General features: G+C 75.4%; 22 protein-coding genes. 18 read left to right on the top strand and 4 right to left on the bottom strand.

Annotated features, from left to right (window positions below; all coding sequences use genetic code 11):
* The first annotated feature begins 157 nt into the window (after window positions 1-157).
* The 5 genes from ribD to ribH are packed head-to-tail and all read left to right on the top strand — an operon-like array spanning window position 158 to window position 4,363.
* The gene (ribD, locus tag LPU61_RS28730; protein ID WP_229406724.1) at window positions 158-1,219 is read left to right on the top strand and encodes a bifunctional diaminohydroxyphosphoribosylaminopyrimidine deaminase/5-amino-6-(5-phosphoribosylamino)uracil reductase RibD; all 1,062 of its coding nucleotides are present in this window, start codon (window positions 158-160) and stop codon (window positions 1,217-1,219) included.
* A 1-nt stretch (window position 1,220) separates the two neighbouring features.
* A complete protein-coding gene (locus LPU61_RS28725) occupies window positions 1,221-1,898 on the top strand; it encodes a riboflavin synthase (RefSeq protein ID WP_043968001.1) in 678 nt (225 codons plus the stop codon).
* On the top strand, window positions 1,895-2,596 hold the full coding sequence (pnuC, locus tag LPU61_RS28720) for a nicotinamide riboside transporter PnuC (RefSeq protein ID WP_043968003.1): 702 nt from the start codon (window positions 1,895-1,897) through the stop codon (window positions 2,594-2,596). Before LPU61_RS28725 ends, pnuC begins: the two co-directional genes overlap by 4 nt.
* Window positions 2,593-3,858 (top strand): bifunctional 3,4-dihydroxy-2-butanone-4-phosphate synthase/GTP cyclohydrolase II, encoded by a 1,266-nt coding sequence (locus LPU61_RS28715; protein WP_043968005.1) that lies wholly within the window; start codon window positions 2,593-2,595, stop codon window positions 3,856-3,858. Before pnuC ends, LPU61_RS28715 begins: the two co-directional genes overlap by 4 nt.
* A 4-nt stretch (window positions 3,859-3,862) precedes the next feature.
* The gene (gene ribH / locus LPU61_RS28710; protein WP_229406723.1) at window positions 3,863-4,363 is read left to right on the top strand and encodes a 6,7-dimethyl-8-ribityllumazine synthase; all 501 of its coding nucleotides are present in this window, start codon (window positions 3,863-3,865) and stop codon (window positions 4,361-4,363) included.
* A 219-nt stretch (window positions 4,364-4,582) separates the two neighbouring features.
* On the opposite strand, the gene LPU61_RS28705 is transcribed toward ribH, so the two are convergent.
* From LPU61_RS28705 to LPU61_RS28695, 3 genes are read right to left on the bottom strand one after another with little or no spacing between them, the layout of a single operon-like run.
* Entirely contained in the window at window positions 4,583-5,326 is a 744-nt protein-coding gene (locus LPU61_RS28705) for an amino acid ABC transporter ATP-binding protein (RefSeq protein WP_305072015.1), read from the bottom strand.
* Window positions 5,327-5,331: 5 nt separating this feature from the next.
* Window positions 5,332-6,174, bottom strand: a complete 843-nt coding sequence (locus LPU61_RS28700; protein WP_229406722.1) for an amino acid ABC transporter permease — start codon at window positions 6,172-6,174, stop codon at window positions 5,332-5,334.
* Window positions 6,171-7,046 (bottom strand): ABC transporter substrate-binding protein, encoded by an 876-nt coding sequence (locus LPU61_RS28695; protein WP_043968012.1) that lies wholly within the window; start codon window positions 7,044-7,046, stop codon window positions 6,171-6,173. Before LPU61_RS28695 ends, LPU61_RS28700 begins: the two co-directional genes overlap by 4 nt.
* Before the next feature lie 131 nt (window positions 7,047-7,177).
* On the opposite strand from LPU61_RS28695, the gene LPU61_RS28690 reads away from it, so the two are divergent.
* The 10 genes from LPU61_RS28690 (at window position 7,178) to pheT (ending at window position 16,181) form a co-directional block, all read left to right on the top strand.
* Complete coding sequence (locus LPU61_RS28690; RefSeq protein WP_036375234.1) at window positions 7,178-7,441, top strand: phosphoribosyl-ATP diphosphatase; 264 nt, start codon at window positions 7,178-7,180, stop codon at window positions 7,439-7,441.
* A gap of 47 nt (window positions 7,442-7,488) precedes the next feature.
* Window positions 7,489-8,334, top strand: coding sequence for an ATP phosphoribosyltransferase (gene hisG / locus LPU61_RS28685; RefSeq protein WP_043968014.1), 846 nt, complete (start codon window positions 7,489-7,491; stop codon window positions 8,332-8,334).
* A complete protein-coding gene (locus LPU61_RS28680; protein ID WP_229406721.1) occupies window positions 8,331-9,308 on the top strand; it encodes a DMT family transporter in 978 nt (325 codons plus the stop codon). Before hisG ends, LPU61_RS28680 begins: the two co-directional genes overlap by 4 nt.
* Entirely contained in the window at window positions 9,305-9,778 is a 474-nt protein-coding gene (locus LPU61_RS28675; protein ID WP_043968017.1) for a PH domain-containing protein, read from the top strand. The genes LPU61_RS28680 and LPU61_RS28675 overlap by 4 nt, the downstream gene beginning before the upstream one ends.
* Window positions 9,779-10,120: 342 nt before the next feature.
* Complete coding sequence (infC, locus tag LPU61_RS28670; RefSeq protein ID WP_229406720.1) at window positions 10,121-10,771, top strand: translation initiation factor IF-3; 651 nt, start codon at window positions 10,121-10,123, stop codon at window positions 10,769-10,771.
* A 19-nt stretch (window positions 10,772-10,790) separates the two neighbouring features.
* Window positions 10,791-10,985 (top strand): 50S ribosomal protein L35, encoded by a 195-nt coding sequence (rpmI, locus tag LPU61_RS28665; RefSeq protein WP_043968020.1) that lies wholly within the window; start codon window positions 10,791-10,793, stop codon window positions 10,983-10,985.
* 32 nt (window positions 10,986-11,017) lie between these two features.
* Window positions 11,018-11,410, top strand: a complete 393-nt coding sequence (gene rplT, locus LPU61_RS28660; protein ID WP_007075852.1) for a 50S ribosomal protein L20 — start codon at window positions 11,018-11,020, stop codon at window positions 11,408-11,410.
* 83 nt (window positions 11,411-11,493) lie between these two features.
* Entirely contained in the window at window positions 11,494-12,300 is an 807-nt protein-coding gene (locus LPU61_RS28655; protein WP_229406719.1) for an RNA methyltransferase, read from the top strand.
* A gap of 213 nt (window positions 12,301-12,513) precedes the next feature.
* A complete protein-coding gene (gene pheS, locus LPU61_RS28650; protein WP_043968024.1) occupies window positions 12,514-13,593 on the top strand; it encodes a phenylalanine--tRNA ligase subunit alpha in 1,080 nt (359 codons plus the stop codon).
* A gap of 41 nt (window positions 13,594-13,634) precedes the next feature.
* Window positions 13,635-16,181 (top strand): phenylalanine--tRNA ligase subunit beta, encoded by a 2,547-nt coding sequence (gene pheT / locus LPU61_RS28645; RefSeq protein ID WP_229406718.1) that lies wholly within the window; start codon window positions 13,635-13,637, stop codon window positions 16,179-16,181.
* A gap of 82 nt (window positions 16,182-16,263) precedes the next feature.
* Here the strand turns inward: pheT and LPU61_RS28640 are convergent, their stop codons facing one another.
* Complete coding sequence (locus LPU61_RS28640; protein WP_229406717.1) at window positions 16,264-17,139, bottom strand: Crp/Fnr family transcriptional regulator; 876 nt, start codon at window positions 17,137-17,139, stop codon at window positions 16,264-16,266.
* 175 nt (window positions 17,140-17,314) lie between these two features.
* On the opposite strand from LPU61_RS28640, the gene LPU61_RS28635 reads away from it, so the two are divergent.
* The 3 genes from LPU61_RS28635 (at window position 17,315) to LPU61_RS28625 (ending at window position 21,359) form a co-directional block, all read left to right on the top strand.
* On the top strand, window positions 17,315-18,130 hold the full coding sequence (locus LPU61_RS28635; RefSeq protein WP_229406716.1) for a hypothetical protein: 816 nt from the start codon (window positions 17,315-17,317) through the stop codon (window positions 18,128-18,130).
* 191 nt (window positions 18,131-18,321) lie between these two features.
* Window positions 18,322-20,535, top strand: coding sequence for a hypothetical protein (locus LPU61_RS28630; RefSeq protein WP_229406715.1), 2,214 nt, complete (start codon window positions 18,322-18,324; stop codon window positions 20,533-20,535).
* On the top strand, window positions 20,532-21,359 hold the full coding sequence (locus tag LPU61_RS28625) for a hypothetical protein (RefSeq protein ID WP_043968030.1): 828 nt from the start codon (window positions 20,532-20,534) through the stop codon (window positions 21,357-21,359). Before LPU61_RS28630 ends, LPU61_RS28625 begins: the two co-directional genes overlap by 4 nt.
* Window positions 21,360-21,451: the final 92 nt, after the last annotated feature.

Genomic DNA, 21,451 nt, shown 5'->3' with positions numbered 1-21,451 from the left:
AGCGCGCGGGACGGGGCGGGCCCTGTGCCGACGGCTGTCCTCGGCCGCCGCGTGGGCTCCCCGGGGTCGGCTCTGCCGTCCCCGGACCGCCGCCGCCTGCCCGCGGCCTCCCGTGTTCGCCCGCGCGGACCGGCGAGTGAGAGGGCAGGACAGGGCGATGGCCAGCGTCTCCGTGGACGACGCGATGCGTCGGGCGATTGCGCTCGCGGCCCGTGGCCTCGGCACCACCAGCCCCAACCCCGTGGTCGGCTGCGTGCTGCTCGACCCGGACGGCGAGGTCGTCGGCGAGGGATTCCACGCGTACGCGGGCGGACCGCACGCCGAGATCGTCGCGCTCGCCCAGGCCGGCCGGCGGGCCCGGGGCGGCACCGCCGTCGTCACCCTGGAGCCCTGCGACCACACCGGCCGCACCGGCCCCTGCAGCCACGCCCTCATCGCCGCCGGCGTCGCCCGGGTGGTGATCGCCGTGCCCGACCCGAACCCCGTCGCCTCCGGCGGCGCCGCCACCCTGCGGGCCGGCGGCGTCGACGTCGAGCTGGGGGTGCGCGCCGCCGAGGCCGAGGCCGGCAACGTCGCCTGGCTGACCTCGATGCGCCGGGGCTGGCCGTACGTCGTCTGGAAGTACGCCGCCACCCTCGACGGGCGCTCCGCCGCCGCCGACGGCACCAGCATGTGGATCACCTCCGAGGCCGCCCGAATCGACGTGCACGCCCTGCGCGGCACCGTCGACGCGGTCATCGCCGGGGTCGGCACCGTCCTCGCCGACGACCCCCGGCTCACCGCCCGCAACCTGCGCGACGGCACCCTGGCCATCCGGCAGCCGCTGCGGGTGGTCGTGGACACGTTCGGGCGTACCCCCGCCGAGGCCCGGGTCCGCGACGGCGCCGCCCGGACGTGGGTCGCCACCGCCGCCGAGGTCGGCACCGGCCCGGACGGCCGGGTCGACCTGCCGGCGCTGCTCGCGGAGCTGCACCACCGGGGGGTCCGGGCCGCGCTGCTGGAGGGCGGCCCGAAGCTGGCCGGCGCGTTCCTCGCCGCCGGCCTGGTCGACCGGGTCGTCGCCTACGTCGCGCCGAAGCTGCTCGGCGCCGGGCCGACCGCGCTGGCCGACGCCGGTGTGGGCACCATCGCCGACGCCATCGACCTGGAGATCACCGACGTCACGCAGGTCGGTCCGGACCTGCGCATCACCGCGCTGCCTCGGAAGAAGGAGGGCTGACATGTTCACCGGCATCGTCGAGGAGCTGGGCGAGGTCGTCCGGACGGCCGAGACCGGCGACGACTCCGCGCTGGTCGCCATCCGGGGGCCGCTGGTCACCGGCGACGCCCGGCACGGCGACTCCATCGCCGTCAACGGGGTCTGCCTGACCGTGGTCGACGTCGACGGCGACGTCTTCACCGCCGACGTCATGGGCGAGACGCTGCGCCGCTCCGCCCTCGGCGCGCTGCGCCCCGGCGCGCCGGTCAACCTGGAACGCGCCGCCGCGCTGGGCAGCCGCCTCGGCGGGCACCTCGTGCAGGGCCACGTCGACGGCGTCGGCGCGGTGCTGTCCCGCCAGCCGGCGGCGCAGTGGGAGACGGTCCGCTTCCGGCTCCCCGCCGCCCTGTCGCGGTACGTGGTGGAGAAGGGCTCGATCACCGTCGACGGGGTGTCGCTGACCGTGGCCGGCGTCGGGCCCGACTGGTTCAGCGTCGGGCTGATCCCCACCACCCTCAAGCTGACCACCCTCGGCGAGCGCGCCGTCGGCGACCCGGTCAACCTGGAGGTGGACGTGCTCGCCAAGTACGTCGAGCGGCTCCTCGGCGACCGGCTGCCCGGTGGAAGCGACCAGCCGCCCGGTGCGGGCGGGCCGACTCCCGGCGCAGTGGAGCCGACTCCCGGCGGGGGCGGGCGGTGACCGGCCCGCTCGGCTGGCTGCTGGAGGCCCAGGTGCACGTCGCCGGCTCGCCCGTGCTGGTCCGCGAGATCGTCGGCAACGCCTTCGGCCTCGTATCCGCCCTGCTCGGGCTGCGCCGGCTGGTCTGGGCCTGGCCCGTCGGCATGGTCGGCAACGCGCTGCTGCTCACCGTGTTCCTCGGCGGGGCGTTCGCCACCCCGCAGGCCCACGACCTCTACGGCCAGGCCGGCCGGCAGGTGTTCTTCTTCGCCGTGAGCGTCTACGGCTGGTGGCGCTGGACGCGCAACCGCCGCGCGGGCTCCGGCGGCGACGACGCGGCGGTCGCCCCGCGCTGGGCCACCCGGCGGGAGCGCCTCGGCCTGCTGCTGGCCGCCGCGGCGGGCACCGCCGCCGCGTACCCCGTGCTGGCCGCGCTCGGCTCCTGGGGGCCGCTGCCCGACGCGTGGATCCTCACCGGCAGCCTGCTCGCCACCTACGGCATGGCCCGCGGCTGGGTCGAGTTCTGGCTGGTCTGGATCGCCGTGGACGCCGTCGGCGTGCCGCTGCTGCTGCGCGGCGGGTTCTACCCGTCGGCGGCCATGTACCTCGTCTACGGGGCGCTCTGCGTCTGGGGCTTCGTCTCCTGGTGGCGCACCTCGCGCGCCGCCCGCCCGGCCCCCGCCACCCTGTCACCCACCTACTCGGAGGTCGTGGCATGACCACCTTCGCCAGCATCGAGCAGGCCGTCGCGGACATCGCCGCCGGCCGGCCCGTCGTCGTGGTCGACGACGCCGACCGGGAGAACGAGGGGGACCTGATCTTCGCGGCCGAGCTGGCCACCCCGGAGCTGGTCGCGTTCATGGTCCGCTACACCTCCGGCTACGTCTGCGTGCCGCTGACCGAGGACGAGTGCGACCGGCTGGACCTGCCGCCCATGCACCACACCAACCAGGACCGCCGGGGCACCGCGTACACGGTGACGGTGGACGCCCGGGAGGGCGTCGACACCGGCATCTCGGCGGCCGACCGCGCGCACACCATCCGGCTGCTCGCCGCCGCCTCCACCGACCCGACCGACCTGGCCCGGCCGGGGCACGTGGTGCCGCTGCGCGCCCGCGCCGGCGGGGTGCTGCGCCGCCCCGGGCACACCGAGGCGGCCGTCGACCTGACCCGGCTGGCCGGCCTGCGCCCGGCCGGCGTGCTCTGCGAGCTGGTCAACGACGACGGCACCATGATGCGCCTGCCGGACCTGGAGAAGTTCTGCGCCGAGCACGGCCTGACCCTGGTCACCATCGCCGACCTGATCACCTACCGGCGGCGCACCGAGAAGCAGGTCGAGCAGGTCGCGGCGGCCCGGATGCCCACCCCGCACGGGGTGTTCACGGCCTTCGGATACCGCGCCGAGCACGACCCGGCCGAGCACGTCGCCCTGGTCATGGGCGACCTCGGCGACGGGCAGGACGTGTTGGTGCGGGTGCACTCGGAGTGCCTCACCGGCGACACGTTCGGCTCGCTGCGCTGCGACTGCGGCCCGCAGTTGCAGGCCGCGCTGGCCCGCGTCGCCGCAGAGGGGCGCGGGGTGGTGCTCTACGTGCGCGGGCACGAGGGGCGGGGGATCGGCCTGCTGCACAAGCTGCGGGCGTACCAGCTGCAGGACCTCGGCCGCGACACCGTGGACGCGAACCTCGACCTGGGCCTGCCGGCCGACGCCCGCGACTACGGCACCGGCGCGCAGATCCTGCACGACCTGGGCGTGCGGTCGATGCGGCTGCTGACGAACAACCCGGCCAAGCGGGCCGGGTTGGAGGGGTACGGCCTGACCGTCACCGGCCGCGAGTCGCTGCCGATCCGGCCGCACCCGGAGAACGTGCGCTACCTGCGCACCAAGCGGGACCGCATGGGCCACCTGCTGGACGAGTTGGACGAGACGACCGAGGCGCCGCTGGGCCGCCCGGTGGCGAACGACGAGATCGGAGCGTAGGGCGATGGCGGGTTTCGGTGAGCCGGGGGTGGCGGCGGTCGACGCTGCCGGGATGACGGTCGGCGTCGTCGCCGCCCGCTGGCACGGGGAGCTGACCGACCACATGCTCGACCGGGCGGTGGCCGCCGCGCAGGCGTGCGGGGCGCGGGCCGTGGTCGCCCGGGTCGCCGGCTCGGTGGAGCTGCCGGTGGTGGCGCAGGCGATGGCCCGCCGCTTCGACGTGGTCGTCGCCCTCGGCGTGGTGGTGCGCGGGGCCACCGCCCACTTCGACTACGTGTGCAAGTCGGTCACCGAGGGGCTGACCCGGGTCGCCCTCGACGAGGGCAAGCCGGTGGCGCACGGGGTGCTCACGGTGGACACGATCGAGCAGGCCCGGGACCGGGCCGGGCTGCCCGGCTCCGCCGAGGACAAGGGCTGGTCGGCGACGGTGGCGGCGCTGGACGCGGCGCTGGCGGTACGCGGCCTGGACGCGGCGGCGGCCCACCGGGTCGGCTTCGGCCGCTGACCCGCCCCGCCCGGTCTGGCCCGCCCGGCTGGGCTGGGCGGCCTGGCTGGGCGGGACGGGGGCGGCCTGGCTGGGCTGGGCGGGCGTCGGGCGGGGCGGGCGTTTGGGCGTCGCCATGTCGGCGACATAGCGGTATCAGCGGGCTCGGGATACCGCCATGTCGCCGACATGACGCGGGCGTCGGGCGGCGCGGGGCGGACAGGCGGGCGGCCGGCGCCGTCAGAGCCGTCCCGCCTCGATGATGCGGCGCAGGAACTGGCGGGTGCGGGGCTCGGTCGGGTCGCCGAGCACCCGTTCCGGCGGGCCCGACTCGACGACCCGCCCGCCGTCGAGGAAGCACACCTGGTCGGCGACCTCGCGGGCGAAGCCCATCTCGTGGGTGGCCAGCACCATCGTCATCCCGTCGGCCTTCAGCTCGCGGACCAGGGCCAGCACCTCCCCGACCAGCTCCGGGTCCAGCGCCGAGGTGACCTCGTCGAGCAGCATCAGCCGGGGCGAGTTGGCCAGCGCCCGCACGATCGCCACCCGCTGCTGCTGCCCGCCGGAGAGCCGGTCGGGGTAGGCGTTCGCCTTGGCCCCCAGCCCGACCCGGTCGAGCAGCTCCCGGGCCTGCGCCTCCGCCTCGGCGCGGGGCCGCCGGTGCACCCGCACCGGGGCGAGGGTGACGTTGTCCAGCACGCTCAGGTGCGGGAACAGGTTGTACGCCTGGAAGACCATCCCGATGCGCCGGCGCACCCGGTCGGGGTCGACCCGGGGGTCGGAGATGTCCTGGCCGTCCAGCTCGATGGTGCCGTCGTCCAGCTCTTCGAGCAGGTTGACGCAGCGCAGCAGCGTGGACTTGCCCGACCCGGACGCGCCGATCAGCGCCACCACCCGGTGCTCGTCGACGGCGAGGTCGAGCCCGTCGAGCACCACGTGACCGCCGAAGGTCTTGCGCAGCCCCCGGCACCGCAGCAGGCTCATCGTCGTCACCTTCCCTGCCGGCGGGCCGCGCGCAGCGTCACCCAGTCGGTGACGGCGATCAGCGGGATCGCCAGCAGCACGAACAGCGCCCCGGCCACGATGTACGGGGTGTAGTTGAACGTCTCGGCGGTGGCGATCTGCGCGGCGCGTACCGCGTCGATCGGCCCGGCGAGGGAGACCAGCCCGACGTCCTTCTGCAGCGCGACCACGTCGTTGAGCAGGGGCGGGGCCACCCGGCGGACGGCCTGCGGCAGCACCACGTGCCGCATCGTCTGCCGGTAGGTCAGCCCGAGCGACCGGGCCGCCGCGAGCTGGCTGGGGTGCACGGACTCGATGCCGGCCCGGAACACCTCGGCCAGGTAGCCGCCGTAGGTGAGCACCAGCGCCAGCCCGCCGAGCACCAGCACCGGCGGCATGCCCTGCAACCGCAGGCCGGGCACGCCGAGGGTGAGCACGTACAGCACGATGATCAGCGGCAGGCCCCGGAACGTGTACGTGTAGCCGGTCGCGAGGGCCCGGACCGGGAAGAAGACCGGGCCCCGCAGCGTGCGCAGGATCGCCACGAGCAGGCCGAGCAGCAGCGCGCCGGCCGCGCAGCAGACCAGCAGCCGCACGTTGAGCCAGAGCCCGGCGAGCACCTCGGGCAGCGCGTCCCGGGCGATCGCCGGGTCGGCGAAGGAGGCACGGACCCGGTCCCAGCCGGGCGCGCCGGTGACCGCGACGACGAGCAGCGTGCCGAGCGCGGCCGTGGAGGCGGCGGCGACCAGCACGCTGGTGACGGTCTGGCGGCGGCGGTGGGCCTGCCGCCGCCGCTGCGCCGCGGAGGGTTCGTGCGGTGCGAGGATCACTTCAGCTCGTACGCCCCCGCGACCTGGGTCAGCCACTTCTGCTCCAGCTTCTTGAGCGTGCCGTCGGCGGTGAGCTGGCCGACCGCGCCGCTGAGGCAGGGGGTGAGGGGCGAGTTGTGGTCCAGCAGCAGCCCGAACACCTCGGGCGTGCCGACCTGCGGCAGCTGCCCGACGACCGTCGCGTCGGTGATCTCCGCGCCGGTGATGTAGAAGGCGGTCGGCAGGTCCACCACGAGGCCGTCGATCTGCCCGTTCTGCAGCGCCTTCTTGGCGTCGTCGTTGCTGTTGTAGACCTGCGGCTTGGTCTTCGGCTTGATGACGTCGGTGATCGCCTGGTAGCTGGTGGTGCCGACCTGCGCGCCGAGTTTGGCGTCCCGCAGGTCGGCCAGCGACGTCTTCCCGGCGATCTTCGCGGACTTCCGCGCGATCACGGCCTGCCGGACCAGGTAGTACGGCCCGGTGAAGTCGACGGCCTTCTTGCGCTCCTCGGTGATGGAGAACTGGTTGATGTCGAAGTCGAACTCCTTGGGGCCGGGGGCGACGGCGACGTCGAACTTCACCCGGGTCCAGGTGACGTCGGCGCGGGCGTACCCGAGCTTCTCGGCCACCGCGTAGGCCACCGCGGCCTCGAAGCCCTCGCCGGTCTCCGGCTTGTTGCCGACGAACCACGGCGCGTACGCCGGCTCGTCGGTGGCGATGGTGAGCTTGCCCGGGGTCCGGGTGGGCAGTTTGTCCTTCAGGCAGTCCGGGCCGGCGGTGGCGGCGGGGGTGAGTGCGGTGACGGGGGTGGCGTCGTCCTGGGGCGCGCAGGCGGCCACCGCGACGAGGACGGTGCCGGCGGCGGCGAGCGCGACGGTACGGGAGCTGAGCATGGCGGACAGCGTAGAGCCATCGACGCCCGTCGCGCAGGTGCGTCCCGCCGCCGTGCCGCCCGATCCGGGCCGGTGGGACCGGCGGACCCGCCGCGCGCCGGGCCGGGCGGGTGCTGGAAGAATCGCACCCCGTGAAGACGTTCGAGGAGTTGTTCGCCGAGCTGCAGGCCAAGGCCGCTGCCGGCACCCCCGGCTCGGGCACGGTGGCCGCGCTGGAGAAGGGGGTGCACTTCATCGGCAAGAAGGTCGTCGAGGAGGCGGCCGAGTCGTGGATGGCGGCCGAGCACGAGGGCCCGGAGCGGGCGGCCGAGGAGATCTCCCAGCTGCTCTACCAGGCGCAGGTGCTGATGCTGGCCACCGGGCTGGAGCTGAAGGACGTCTACCGACATCTGTGAGTGCGCCGTCCGCTGATCATCTCCACCGATCGAGGGAGCACTCCGTCATGCTGCGTGTCGCCGTACCCAACAAGGGCGCCCTGGCCGAGAAGGCCGCCCAGATGCTGCGCGAGGCGGGCTACCGTCAGCGCACCGACCCCAAGGACCTGGTCTGCCCGGACGAGGCCAACGACATCGAGTTCTTCTACCTGCGGCCGAAGGACATCGCCACCTACGTCGGCTCGGGTGACCTCGACGTCGGCATTACCGGCCGGGACCTGCTGATCGACTCCGGCGCGCCCGCCGAGGAGGTGGTCGACCTGGCGTTCGGCCGGGCCACCTTCCGGTTCGCCGCCCGGCCGCAGGACGTCGCGGGCGTCCAGGAGCTGGGCGGGCACCGGATCGCCACCGCGTACCCGGGGCTGGTCGAGCGGTACCTCGCGGAACTCGGCATCAAGGCCGAGGTGATCCGGCTCGACGGCGCGGTGGAGAACGCCATCCGGCTCGGCGTCGCCGACGTCGTCGCCGACGTGGTGGAGACCGGCGCCACGCTGCGCCAGGCCGGGCTGGTCGTCTTCGGCGACCCGCTGCTGCGCTCCTCGGCGGTGCTGGTGCGCCGGGTCGACGCCCCCGAGCACCCGCAGGCCGCGCAGCTGCTGCGCCGGCTGCACGGGGTGCTGGTCGCCCGCCGCTACGTGATGCTCGCCTACGACGTGCCGGCCGGGCTGCTGGACCGGGCCAGCTCGCTGACCCCCGGCATCGAGTCGCCGACCGTCTCGCCCCTGCACCGCGAGGGCTGGGTGGCGGTGCAGGCGATGGTGCAGCGCGACGACGTGCACCGGATCATGGACGAGCTGTACGAGCTGGGCGCCCGCGCCATCCTGGTCACCAACATCCACGCCTGTCGGCTGTGAGGCCGCTGCCGCCGGCAGCCGCCCTCGCGACCGTGGTGCTGGGCGGGGTGGCGTCGGCGGCGCAGGCGGCGGGCAACGCGGTGCTGGGGGAGCGGGCCGGTGACCCGGTCCTCGGCGCGCTGGTGAACAACCTCGGCGGCTGCCTGGTGGTCCTCGTCGGCCTGTCGGGCCTGCCGTCGACCCGGGCCGGGCTGGAGGCGCTGCGCCGGGCCCGGCTGCCGTGGTGGTCGTACCTGGGCGGGCTCGGCGGGGCGGCGATCGTCACCGTCGCCACGTACGTCGTGCCGGTGCTCGGGATCGCGGTCTTCACCATCGCCCAGGTGGCCGGGGGCAGCCTCGGCGGGCTCGCGGCGGACCGGGCGGGCCTGGCCCCGCTCGGCCGGCTGCGGCTGACCGGGCCCCGGGTGGCCGGCGCGCTGCTCGGCGTCCTCGCCGTGGCCCTGGCCCAGCTCGGCCGGCCGGTCGGCGGGGTCGCGGTCGGCGGGGTGCTGATCGCCGTCGCGGGCGGGGCGGCGGTTGCCCTGCAGTCGGCCCTCAACGGGCGGGTGTCGGCGGCGGGCACCACCACCGCCGCAATCGCGGTCAACTTCGCCGTCGGCACCCCCGTCGTCGTGCTGGTGGCCGCGTTCGTCGGGGCCTTCTCCGGCCCCGCGCCGACCTGGCCGCACGACTGGTTCCTCTACCTCGGCGGCCTCTACGGCGTCGGCATCGTCCTCGCCCTGATGCTCGGCGTGCGCGCCGTGGGGGTGCTGCGCACCGGGCTGGCCCTGGTCGCCGGGCAGCTCGGCGGCGCCCTGCTGCTGGACGTGCTCCTGCCCGGTGGTGCCGGGCTGCGCTGGCCGGTGCTGGTCGGCGCGCTGCTGACCCTGCTGGCGGTGGTCGTCGCCGGCCGCGGCCCTGGCTTGCGGCGGGTCGGCGACACGGTGGGACCGCGCACCGGCCCCGCGCCGGTGGGTGGCAGACTGGGCGGGTGAGCGAAACCGCACCGGTGACCCTGCGTCCCCGCCGGATCCGGCTGGTGTGCTGGGCGTCGGCCGCCACGCTGCTGGTCGTGTTCAGCCTGGTGGCCACGTCGCTGGCCGGCCCCACCGGCAACGGCTACGGCACCTTCCAGCGTGGCGACCAGCTCGCCATGGCCGGCCTGGGCGTCCTCGGGGCGCTCGGCATCCTGCTGTTCACCCGGCCCCGCGTCGAGGCCGACGCGCTGGGCGTGCGGGTGCGCAACGTGCTCGGCTCGTACGAGCTGCCCTGGGAGGTCGTGCGGGGGGTGCGCTTCGACCGGGGCGCGCCGTGGGCGAGCCTGGAGCTGCACGACGACGACCTGGTGCCGATGGTGGCTCTCCAGGCGGCCGACAAGGAGCTGGCGGTCGAGGGCGTGCGTGCCCTGCGCCGGCTGCACCAGGCCCACCTCGCGGCGCTGGCCGAGGGCGCGGCCGGGCGCTGACCCACCGCGCCGGGCCCGGCGCCCGGTTTGGGGGCCGGCCCGGTGACGGTGTAGTGTTGCTGAGTCGACCAGACTGCCCCCGTGTCCCACGTGTGGGTGGTCCTGAAGCGGAGCGCCTGCTCCCACCCGAGTCGCCCCAGTTGGTGGCCGGGTCCCGGTCACCGGTTCCGGGCACGTCCCGGTCCCGGATGCGCGATCCTGTGATCGTGCCGACCGGTCGAGCGGGCCCTGGCATGCGCCGGGGCCTTCTGCTTTCCGGGTCGGCCCCCGCCACGGGGGCCGCGGGAGTCGGCCACCGCAGAGCACTCGACTCGAGGAGGCCCCATCAGCGTCGAACCACGCGTGAACGAGCAGATCCGGGCACGTGAGGTCCGACTGGTCGGTCCCGAGGGTGAGCAGGTGGGCATCGTCCCGCTTGAGCGCGCCCTTCAGCTGGCCGCGGACGTCGACCTGGACCTGGTCGAGGTTGCGCCGATGGCGCGCCCGCCGGTGTGCAAGCTCATGGACTTCGGCAAGTTCAAGTACGAGAGCGCACTCAAGGCGCGCGAAGCGCGGCGTAACCAGCAGCAGACCGTCATCAAGGAAATGAAGCTCCGACCGAAGATCGACCCGCACGACTACGAGACCAAGAAGGGTCACGTGGTGCGGTTCCTCAAGGCCGGCGACAAGGTCAAGGTGACGATCATGTTCCGCGGTCGGGAGCAGAGCCGCCCGGAGCTGGGTTACCGGCTCCTGCGTCGCCTCGAGTCCGAGATCACGGAGCTGGGCTACGTGGAGGCCGCCCCGAAGCAGGACGGCCGAAACATGATCATGGTTCTCGCTCCGCACCGGGCCGTCAAGGCATCCGCGGTCGCCGCCACGGCGTCCCGCGGCGCCGGCCGGGAGCGGGCCGCGGAGGAGTCCGCGGCGCCGGCGGCGGGCGAGACCCCGGCGGCCGGCGAGACCGCAGCAGCCGGTGAGACCGGCACGACCGCCGACACCGGCGGTCAGTAACAGGGGAGAGACGTTCCACATGCCGAAGATGAAGAGCCACACGGGTATGGGCAAGCGGGTCAAGGTGACCGGCAAGGGCAAGATCGTCGCCGAGCAGGCCGGCAAGCGCCACCTGCTGGAGAAGAAGTCGTCCACCCGGACCCGTCGGCTGACCGGCACGGTCGAGCTGGCCAAGGCCGACACCAAGCGCATCAAGAAGCTGCTCGGCCGCTGACGCGCGCCACCTGAACCGAAGAAGGAGTTGAGATGGCACGCGTCAAGCGGGCTGTGAACGCCCAGAAGAAGCGTCGTACCCTGCTGGAGACCGCGAGCGGCTACCGCGGTCAGCGCTCCCGGCTCTACCGCAAGGCCAAGGAGCAGGTGCTGCACTCGATGCAGTACGCCTACCGGGACCGTCGCGACCGCAAGGGCGACTTCCGGCAGCTGTGGATCACCCGGATCAACGCGGGTGCCCGCGCCAACGGGATGACCTACAACCGGCTGATCCAGGGCCTGCGCCTGGCCGGCGTCGAGGTCGACCGCAAGATCCTCGCCGACCTGGCCGTCAACGACGCGGCGGCCTTCGCCGCGATCGTCGAGGTCGCCCGCGCCGCCGTGGCGGCCGAGGGCACCGGTGGCGCGGCGGCCCAGGCCGCCTGATCCGCCAGCACCCGACCGAGGCGCCCCCCGTGTCGTCCACGACGCGCGGCGGGCGCCTCGGTCGCGCTGCGGAGCCGCACACCATGCCCTTCACCCCGCGTACGCCCCGGGTCGTCGCCGCCCGCCGGCTGCACCGCCGCCGGGACCGCGACGCCACCGGCCGGTTCCTCGCCGAGGGCCCGCAGGCCGTCCGGGAGGCCCTGGCCCGCCCCGGCACGGTCGCCGAGCTGTTCGGCACCCCGGCCGCCCTCGACCGGCACGCCGACCTGGCCGCCCGCGCCGCCGCCGACGACGTGCCGGTGTCCGAGGTCACCGACGACGCCCTCGCCGCGCTCGCCGAGACCGTCGCCCCGCAGGGCCTCGTCGCCGTCTGCCGGCACCTCGACGTGCCGCTGTCCGAGGCCCTCGCCGCCGGCCCCCGGCTCGTGGCGGTGCTCGCCGAGATCCGCGACCCGGGCAACGCCGGCACGGTGCTGCGCACCGCCGACGCCGCCGGGGCCGGGGCGGTCGTCTTCGCCGGCGACGCCGTCGACCCGTACAACGGCAAGTGCGTGCGGGCCTCCGCCGGCAGCCTCTTCCACGTCGACGTGGTCCGGGCCGGCGACCCCCTCGCCGTCGTCGCCGCGTTGCGCGCCGCCGGGCTGGCGGTCCTCGCCACCACGGGGTACGGCGACCGTGACCTCGACGACCTCGCCGACGCCGGCGCCCTCGCGACGCCGACCGCCTGGCTGTTCGGCTCCGAGGCGCACGGGCTGCCCGACGGGCTGACCGCCGCCGCCGACGCCCGGGTCCGGGTGCCCCTGCACGGGCGCGCCGAGAGCCTCAACCTGGCTGCGGCCGCCGCCGTGTGCCTGTACGCTTCAGCCAGAGCACTGCGCCGCCGCCCCTGACGGGTGCGGCGCGGCCATCCAGCAGGGAGTCGCCCGAGATGATGAACGCGCCACGGCGTTCGTTTAGCCAGCCCGCCGGTGTCGGCGGGCGGCGGGCCTGACCCTTCCCCTGCACGAACTCCCCACCGGCGGGCTGCGGCGAAGCCGCGCGTCCGTAGACTCGCCTCGCCGCCCGCGCAGGGCCGGCGCCGCCGTGAGGAGTGCCCGTACGCCATGACCTACCGCAACGATCCGTACGACCCGAAGCAGGTCGCCCTGCTCGACCCGGACGCCCTGGCCGGTGCCGTGGCCGACGCCGAGCAGGCGTTCGCCGCCGCCGCCGACCCGGACGCGTTGACCGCGCTGCGCCCCGCGCACCTCGGCGACCGGTCCCCGGTCGCCCTGGCCCGCCGGGAGATCGGCGCCCTGCCGCCGGCCGCGAAGGCCGACGCCGGCAAGCGGGTCAACGAGGCCCGCCGCGCGATCGAGGCCGCCTACGCCGCCCGCGCCGAGGTCCTCGACCGCGAGCAGGCGCAGCGGGTGCTGGCCACCGAGCGGGTCGACGTCACCCTGCCCTACGACCGCCGCCCGCGCGGCGCCCGGCACCCGCTGAGCACCCTGATGGAGCAGATCAGCGACCTGTTCGTCGGGATGGGCTACGAGGTGGCCGAGGGGCCCGAGGTCGAGCTGGAGTGGACCAACTTCGACGCCCTCAACATCCCCGCCGACCACCCGGCGCGGGGCCTGATGGACACCTTCCACATCGCCCCGCCGGCCGGCGCGGACAGCTCCGGGCTGGTGCTGCGCACCCACACCTCCCCGGTGCAGGCGCGCACCATGCTGGCCCGCAAGCCGCCGATCTACGTGGTCGTGCCCGGCCGGGTCTACCGCACCGACGAGCTGGACGCCACCCACGCGCCGGTCTTCCACCAGGTCGAGGGCCTCGTGGTCGACAAGGGCATCACCATGGCCCACCTGCGCGGCACCCTCGACCACTTCGCCCGCGCCATGTTCGGCGAGGGCGCGAAGACCCGCTGGCGGCCGCACTACTTCCCGTTCACCGAGCCGTCGGCCGAGTTCGACGTGTGGTTCCCCGAGCACCGCGACGGGCCGCGCTGGGTCGAGTGGGGCGGCTGCGGCATGGTCAACCCCCGGGTGCTGCGCGCCTGCGGGATCGACCCGGAGGTCTACTCCGGATTCGCGTTCGGCATGGGCATCGACCGCACCGTGATGTTCCGCCACGGGGTCAGCGACATGCGGGACATGGCCGAGGGCGACGTGCGGTTCACCCGCGCGTTCGGGGCCGGGGCGTAGACGGTGCGGGCACGAGACAACGAGACGGTGGTCTGAGAGTCATGCGAGTTTCTGTCAGCTGGCTGCGGGAGTACCTCGACCTCCCCGCCGACCTGCCCGCCGCCGACCTGGAGCAGGCGCTGGTCGACCTCGGCATCGAGGTCGAGTCGATCGTGGACCTGCGGTCGACGGTCACCGGCGCGCTCGTCGTCGGCGAGGTCCTCGACATCGAGGAACTGACCGGCTTCAAGAAGCCGATCCGGTTCTGCCGGGTCGACGTGGGCGCCGCCAACGGCACCGGCGAGCCGCAGGAGATCGTCTGCGGGGCGCGCAACTTCGCCCCCGGCGACCGGGTCGTGGTGATCCTCCCCGGCGGCGTGCTGCCCGGCGGCTTCGCCATCGGCGCGCGCAAGACGTACGGGCGCAACTCCCACGGCATGATCTGCTCCGCCAAGGAGCTGGGCCTGGGCGACGACCACTCGGGCATCATCGTGCTGCCCGAGGACACCCCCGCCAAGCCCGGCGACGACGCCCGCCCGGTCGTCGGCCTCGACGACGTGGTCGTCGAGGTGGAGATCACCCCCGACCGGGGGTACGCGCTCAGCGTCCGGGGCATCGCCCGGGAGCTGGCCCACGCCCTCGGCGTGCCGTTCCGCGACCCGGGGCTGGCCCCGGCCCCCGGCGCGACGGCCGAGCCGGCGTACCCGGTGGAGGTCCGCGACACCGTCGGCTGCGACCGGTTCGCCGCCCGGATGGTGCGCGGCATCGACCCGACCGCGCAGACGCCAGGCTGGATGCGGCAGCGGCTCACCGTCGCCGGGGTGCGCAGCATCTCGCTGCCGGTCGACATCACCAACTACGTGATGCTCGAACTGGGCCAGCCGATGCACGCCTTCGACGCCGCCCGGATCACCGGCCCGCTCGTGGTGCGCCGCGCCGCGGCGGGGGAGAAGGTCACCACCCTGGACGGGGTGGCCCGCACCCTCACCGCCGAGGACATGGTCATCTGCGACGACACCGGTCCGGTCTCGCTCGCCGCCGTGATGGGCGGCGAGACCAGCGAGGTCGTCGCGTCCACCACCGACGTGCTCTTCGAGGCCGCCCACTGGGACCCGGTGATGGTGGGCCGCACCGCCCGCCGGCACAAGCTGTTCAGCGAGGCGGCGAAGCGCTGGGAGCGGGGCGTCGACCCCGCCCTGCCGCTGGTCGCCATCGAGCGGGCCGTCGGGCTGCTCACCGCCCACGCGGGCGGCACCGCCGGGGCCGAGATCCTCGACCTCGACCACGTCCGGCCGCGTACCCCGGTCACCCTGCCGGTGGACCTGCCGGGCCGGCGGGTCGGCGTCGCCTACTCCCCGGAGCGGGTGGTCTCCCTGCTGGAGCAGGTCGGCTGCCACGTCACCCGGGGCGTCGACCGGCTCGGCGAGGACCCGGGCACGGCCGGCGTGCCGGCCGGCGGCGCGGACGTGCTCACCGTCGTCCCGCCGAGCTGGCGTCCGGACCTCACCGACCCGGCCGACCTGGTCGAGGAGGTGGTCCGCCTCGACGGGTACGACCGGGTGCCGTCGGTGCTGCCCACCGCGCCCCCCGGGCGCGGCCTGACCTGGCAGCAGCGCCGCCGCCGGGCGGTGGCCCGCTCGCTGGCCGAACGCGGCTACGTGGAGGTGCTGGCCCACCCGTTCGTCGCCGGGTCGCTGGCCGACCTGCTCGGGTTGCCCGCCGACGACCCGCGCCGGGCGGCGGTGCGGGTGGCCAACCCGCTGTCGGAGGAGGAGCCGCTGCTGCGCACCACGCTGCTCGGCCCGCTGCTCGGCATCCTCAAGCGCAACCTCGGCCGGGGCCACCGCGACCTGGCCCTCTACGAGATCGGGGCGGTCTTCCACCCGCGCCCCGGCGTCGGCGCCCCGCCCGCCATGGGCGTGGACCGGCGGCCCACCGACGCCGAGTTCGCCGCCGCCGACGCGGTCGTGCCCGACCAGCCCCGGCACGTCGCCGTGGTGCTGACCGGGGACGTCGAGCCGGCCGGCTGGTGGGGCGCGGGTCGCCCGGCCGGCTGGGCGGACGCCGTCGAGGCCGGCCGGGCGGTGCTCGCCGCCGCCGACCTGCCCGCCGACCGGGTCGAGGTGCGGGCCGCCGAGCACGCCCCGTGGCACCCCGGCCGCTGCGCCGAGCTGCTCGTCGACGGGGTCGTGGTCGGGCACGCCGGCGAGCTGCACCCGGCGGTGCTGGCCGCGTTGGAGCTGCCGAAGCGCACCAGCGCCATGGAGCTTGACCTCGACGCGCTCCCGGCCGCCCCGGTCGCCCCGGCCCCGACGATCTCCGGCTTCCCGCCGGCCCTGATCGACGTGGCCCTCGTGGTCGACGAGCGGGTGCCGGCGGCGCAGGTGCAGCAGGCCCTCGTCGAGGGCGCGGGCGAGCTGCTGGAGGGCGTGCGGCTGTTCGACGTCTACGCCTCGGAGCAGCTCGGGGCGGGGCGGCGGTCGCTGGCGTACAAGCTGACGTTCCGCGCCCCCGACCGCACCCTGACCGTCGAGGAGGCGGTGGCGGCCCGCGACGCGGCGGTGGCCCGCGCGGCCGAACGCTTCGGGGCCACCCTCCGCGGCGCCTGAGGTGTAAGCAGGGGCCCCCTCCTCACGCTTTCTGTGAAGGTGGGGCCCCTGCTGGCCGCCGCTGCCCGGGCCCGGTGGGCCGTCAGCGCTCCTCGGGGTCCAGCTCGCCGAGGGCGCGCAGCCGGGGCAGGTCGCGTACGGTGATGCGCCGGTAGTCGGTGTCCACCAGGCCGTCGGCCCGCAGCTCGCGCAGCGTCTTCTGGATGGACGTCTCCGCCGCCCCGCAGATCGTGGCCAGCTCCGGCTGGGTGAGCCGGACGTCGATGACCACCCCGTCGCGGCTGCGCCGGCCGTGGGTGCGGCACAGCTCGGCGATCACCCGCGCCACCCGGATCTTCACGGCGTACGAGGTGAAGTCGATCCGACGGCGGTTGGACCAGCGCAGCCGGTCGGAGACCATCGCCGCCAGTTCGAGCGCGGCCTGCGGGTGCGTCCGCAGGAACTGGTTGAACCGGTCCCGGGAGATGACGCTGTAGACGGTGGGCCCGCAGGTGGTGACCGTCGCCGAGCGGGGCTTGTCGTTGAGGGCCGACATCTCGCCCATCAGGTCCCCGCCGACGCGCAGCGACAGCAGCGCGGCCCGTCCGTCGGGCACACTGGCCGTCACCTTCGTCAGCCCCTCCTCCAGCAGCACCAGGTGCGACTCGCGGACCCCCTCGTGGATCAGGATCTGTCCGGCCGGCACCTGGCGCCGTACGCCCAGGTCGAGCAGCGCGGTGCGGGCCGGCGGCTCCAGCCGCCGCAGGAAGGTGCCGTACGGCCACTCGGCCCGGGGCGGTTCGTGGTGTCGCATCGACGACCTCGCACTCCTTGTCCGACGGAAACCGTCGAAGCGTAGCCGCCCCTGCGCGTAGCGCGAGACCCCCGCGCGGATCAGGGCGACCGCCACGGTCTGGAGGGCCAGTGCCACGAGTGCCTCGACCGGCGACCAGCCGGCGGCCAGCAGGAGTTCGGTCATGCGTCCAGCACACCCGGTCCGGCCCGCCCGGATACCGGATCCGAGGGGGATGACCTGTGTTGGACAGATTCCGCGGAAGCCGTACTTCTACGGGGTCCCGGCCGGCCGCCGCCGTTTCGATGTTCCGGGCGGCCCGCCCGACGGGGGCGGGCCGGTGACGAAGGGCGGCACGGCGATGGACCATCCCGAGCGACGACTGCTGATCTCCGTGGACATGGAGAGTTACAGCCGGCGCGGGAACATCCTGCAGTACGAGGCGCAGCAGGCGTTCCGCGAACTGCTGCAGGCTGCCGCCGGGGCCGTCGGGCTGGACCGGGTGACCTGGAGCACGCAGCGGGCCGGCGACGGGGAACTGGCGATCCTGCCGCGCGACGTCTCGGAGTCGCGGGTGATCGGCCGGTTCGTGCCCGAGCTGAACCGGCGGCTGCGGGCGTACAACAGCAGTCGGCTGCCGGCGGCGCGGGTGCGGCTGCGGATCGCCGTCCACCAGGGACTCGTGCACCTCGACGGGGCGAACGGCTTTCCCGGCAACGCCGTGGTGTTCGTCAGCCGGCTGTGCGACGCCGACCCCGTCCGGCGGGCGCTGGCGGCGTTCCCCGACGCGGGCGTCGCCCTGGTGGTCTCCACCGACATCTACCGCGACGTGGTGTCCGAATACCCGGAGGAGATGCGGCCCGACCGCTTCCGCCGGGTGCGGATCAGCAAGCCCGACAAGGGCTTCGACGAGTACGCCTGGCTCTGCGTGGTGGACGAGGACCTGTCGATGGTGCCGGCACCGACCGGGGAGGGGCCGGACGGTCCCGAGGGCGGCGCCGGAAGTCCGGCGGTCCCGCCGCCGGGTCCGGTCCGCCCCGACTCCGGCCAGGCGCACCCGGCCGGCGGCATCAGCGTCGGCGACGTCCGGGTGCGCGGGCAGAACGCGATCGGCCCGGGGGCCACGGCGATCGGCTCGGTCGGCCGGGACGCGATCCTCGGCGGGGGCGACCGGTGAGCGGGCCGCCGGCCTGGTCCGTGCCCCGGCACGCCGGGCACGACGCCGATCCGGGCGGTTCGGTGGCGGACCCCGAGGGGGTCCCGGGGGAGCCGCCCGGCGGCGCGACCCCTCCGGACGCCGACGGTGGGTGGGCAGGCCCCGGCGGCGGCCCGGAGAGCCCACAGCAGGCAGAGCCGGCGGAACAACCCGTGGATGTGCCGGACGAGGAGCCCGACGACGTGCTGGCCGACGAGCCGGAGGAGACGCCGGATCCCGGGGAGATCCTCACCCGGCTCGCGTCCCTGCTCGGGCCCTCGTCGGCGATCGGCGTCGGCGACGTGTGGGTGCGGGGCCAGAACGCCACCGGGCCCGGGTCGACGGCCATCGGCACGCTGAACATCACGACGGCGCGGACGGACGGCAGCGGCCGGACCTGGGCCGAGACCCTCACCGGGACCTGGGTGCGGCAGCTGGCCGACGGCTATGCCCCCACGCCGAGCGACCCGCAGCTCGACCGGTGTCTCAAGCAGCGTCACCTGGTCTGCCTGTCGGGTGCCGCCGGCACCGGCCGGCACGCCGCCGCGTGCCTGTCCTCGGCCCGCCGGCACGGTTTCGACCGGGTGGCGGTGCTGCACGCGGAGCAGCCGAGCGACCTCCTGCTGCCCGAAGCCCCGTGGCGCGACGGGCACGGCTACGTGTGGCGGCTCACCGGGACGGCCGTACGGGACCTGGACGGGATGGCCCTGGTCGGGCTGGCCGCCCGGGCCGAGGCGAGGGGCGCCACCCTGGTGCTGGTCGGCGACTTCGACCACCGCGACCAGGAGCTGGCCGGTCACCTGGTGGAGCACCGGCCGGCCGCCCCCGTCGACGTGTTCCGGGCCCAGCTGCGCCGCCAGTTACGGGGCCGCTGCGTCGGGTGGTGCGCCCCCGGCTGCGTCGGTGACTGCGTCGACGGCTACGTCGAGGACGAGTGCGTCGGCAACCCGCTGCTGGCCGCGCACCTGGCCGCCGGTCCCCGGCCCGGCGAGGTGGTCCGCCTGGCGGAGCTGCTGGCCCGCACCGCGCCCCGGGGCGCGGAGCTCACCGAGCGGCTGGAGCGCCTGCTTCCGCGCCAGCTCCGGGAGCGGGCGGCCCGCGTCCTCGCCGCCGCCGACGGCGGCGACACGCCCGCCTGGGGCGTCGACCGGCGGCGCGCGTTCCGGCTGGCCTGCGCGGTGCTGGCCGGGCAGCCGGTGGCCGAGATCCACGCTGCTGCCGGGGCGCTGGCCGCGCCGGGGTTGGCCGGGGTCGGGCCGGGGCCGGCGTCGGACCCGGGCGGCGTCGCGGGTCCGCCGGGCGCCGGCGCGGTGCCGGGCTTCCCGTTCGCCGGTGCCCCGCTCGCCCCACCACCCACCGGCCGGTCGGGCGGGGCGCTCGACGCGCTGCTCGGCCCGGTCCTGCGGGAGGCGGTGCTGGTGGTCGACGACGACCGCGTGCCGGGCGGGCGGCGCATCGAGTTCGCCCCGGGCAACGACCCGCTGCGGCGCAGCCTGCTGGAGGTCGCCTGGTCGGACTGGTGGCTGCCGGAGCAGCTGCTCGGCTGGCTGGGCAGCCTCGTGCGGGACGGCACCCCCGGGGTCCGGCAGGCCGCCGCCGGGGCGGTCGGCTGGTCGGCGGCGCACGGGGTGCACGCCGCCCTGCGCGTGGTGGACCAGCTCGCCCGGGAGCGCCGGGCCGGGGTCCGGCAGGCCGCCGCCATCGCGCTGGTCGGCATGGCCATGCAGCCGGAGCTGCGCCAGCGGGTCCGGATCGAGCTGGACCGGTGGGCGGCCGGCGGGGCGGCGCACCTGCGCGACACCGTCGCGCGGGCGTACGCGCTGGGCCTGGCCCGGCTCTGGCCGGAGACCGCCCTGGGGCAGCTGCGCCGGGTCGCCGAGGCGCGCATGCAGCGGCGGAACAACTCGGTGGTACGCGGCCTGGTCGAGGTGTACGTGGGTGGCCATGCGGCCAGCGTGCTGCCGGCGCTGGCGCAGTGGGCCGTCGACGAGGACGAGCCGGAGGTGCGGCTGCACGCCGGGCGGGCGCTGCGGGTGCTCGCCGACCGGTGGGCCCCGGCCCCCCGGGAACGCTGGCCGGAGCTGCTCGACCTGGCCCGCGTCGGCACGGTGCGGATGGCGGACCTGGCCACCTGCTGGGCGACGGCGCTCAGCCTGCCGGGGACCGCGTACCGCGCGTGGCGGACGCTCGGCTTCTGGCTGAGTCGGGCCGAGGGGCACCCCGAGGTGTCTGACCTCTGCCTGCGTCTGATCGGCCTGGTGGTGGAGGGGCGGGAGCCGCTGCGCCGCCGGCTGGACCACCAGCTCCGGCACGTATGGGGCCCCCTGATGCGCGACAACACCCTGCTGCACGACGTACGACGCCTGATCGACGAGGACCCCGCATGAGCACTCGGTACATTCCCCGCCCGTCGGCCCGGCGGCGCTGGTGGCAGATCCTGCTCTCGCTGTTCGGGCCGGCGCCCGTGAGTCCGCCGCCCGCGCCGCCCCTGCCGCCGCTGCCGCCGCCGGCACCCCCGCAGGTGGTCACCTACCGCCTGGACGCGCCGCAGCCGATCCTGGTGCCGGCCAGGGGAGACGCGTTCGACTTCCGCCTGTTCGCCGTCTACAGCTGGCGGGCGCAGCACATGAGCGCCGAGGCGTTGCGCCAGCGTGCGGAGAGCTACCTCGCCTGGGCCGCCGGGATCGTCCGGGAGCGGGCCGCCGACCTGGCCCGGGAGCACGAGCCGCACCGTTCGCACGAGCTGGAGCGGGCCCTGAACAACCTGCTGCTGGGCCAGCACTGGCCGCGGGACGAGAGCCGGCCGCACTTCACCGTGCAGGTGCGGGTGAGCCCGGACGAGCGGGTCCGGGAGCGGCTGCGCCCGTACTGGGAGGAGCGGATCAGGTTGGAGTGCGACCACGAGTTGCAGCAGCTGCGGGCCCGCCACACCGACGAGCTGACCCGCCGGTGGTGCGAGGTGCTGCGGGCGCTGGAGGACGATCCGGTCACCGCGCACGCCGCCCGCCTGGCGGGGGAGCAGTTCGCCGAGGTCTTCCGCCGCTACGTCACCGAGCGCCGGGAGGCGGTGCCGGAGCTGCTGGGCCTGCTGCGGGAGGCGGTACGCGGGCACAACGACCTCGGCCTGGGCCCGTCGGAGTACACCGAGGCGTGGGACGCCGCGCTGCGTACGTACCAGCGGCAGCACGGCATCGACCAGCGGGCCAACTGACCGGCTCCCTTCCCGGCGCTCCCCCGCCGGGAAGGGGGTCTCCAGGCCTACGGCTGGGCCTTCTCATGCTCATGCAGTGGGGTGTATGACCT

The sequence above is a fragment of the Micromonospora sp. NBRC 110038 genome (genome assembly GCF_020884815.1).
Classification (GTDB): domain Bacteria; phylum Actinomycetota; class Actinomycetes; order Mycobacteriales; family Micromonosporaceae; genus Micromonospora; species Micromonospora haikouensis.
The sequence above is the reverse complement of the archived record's forward strand: the minus strand, read 5'-3'. Positions and strand labels throughout refer to the sequence as shown.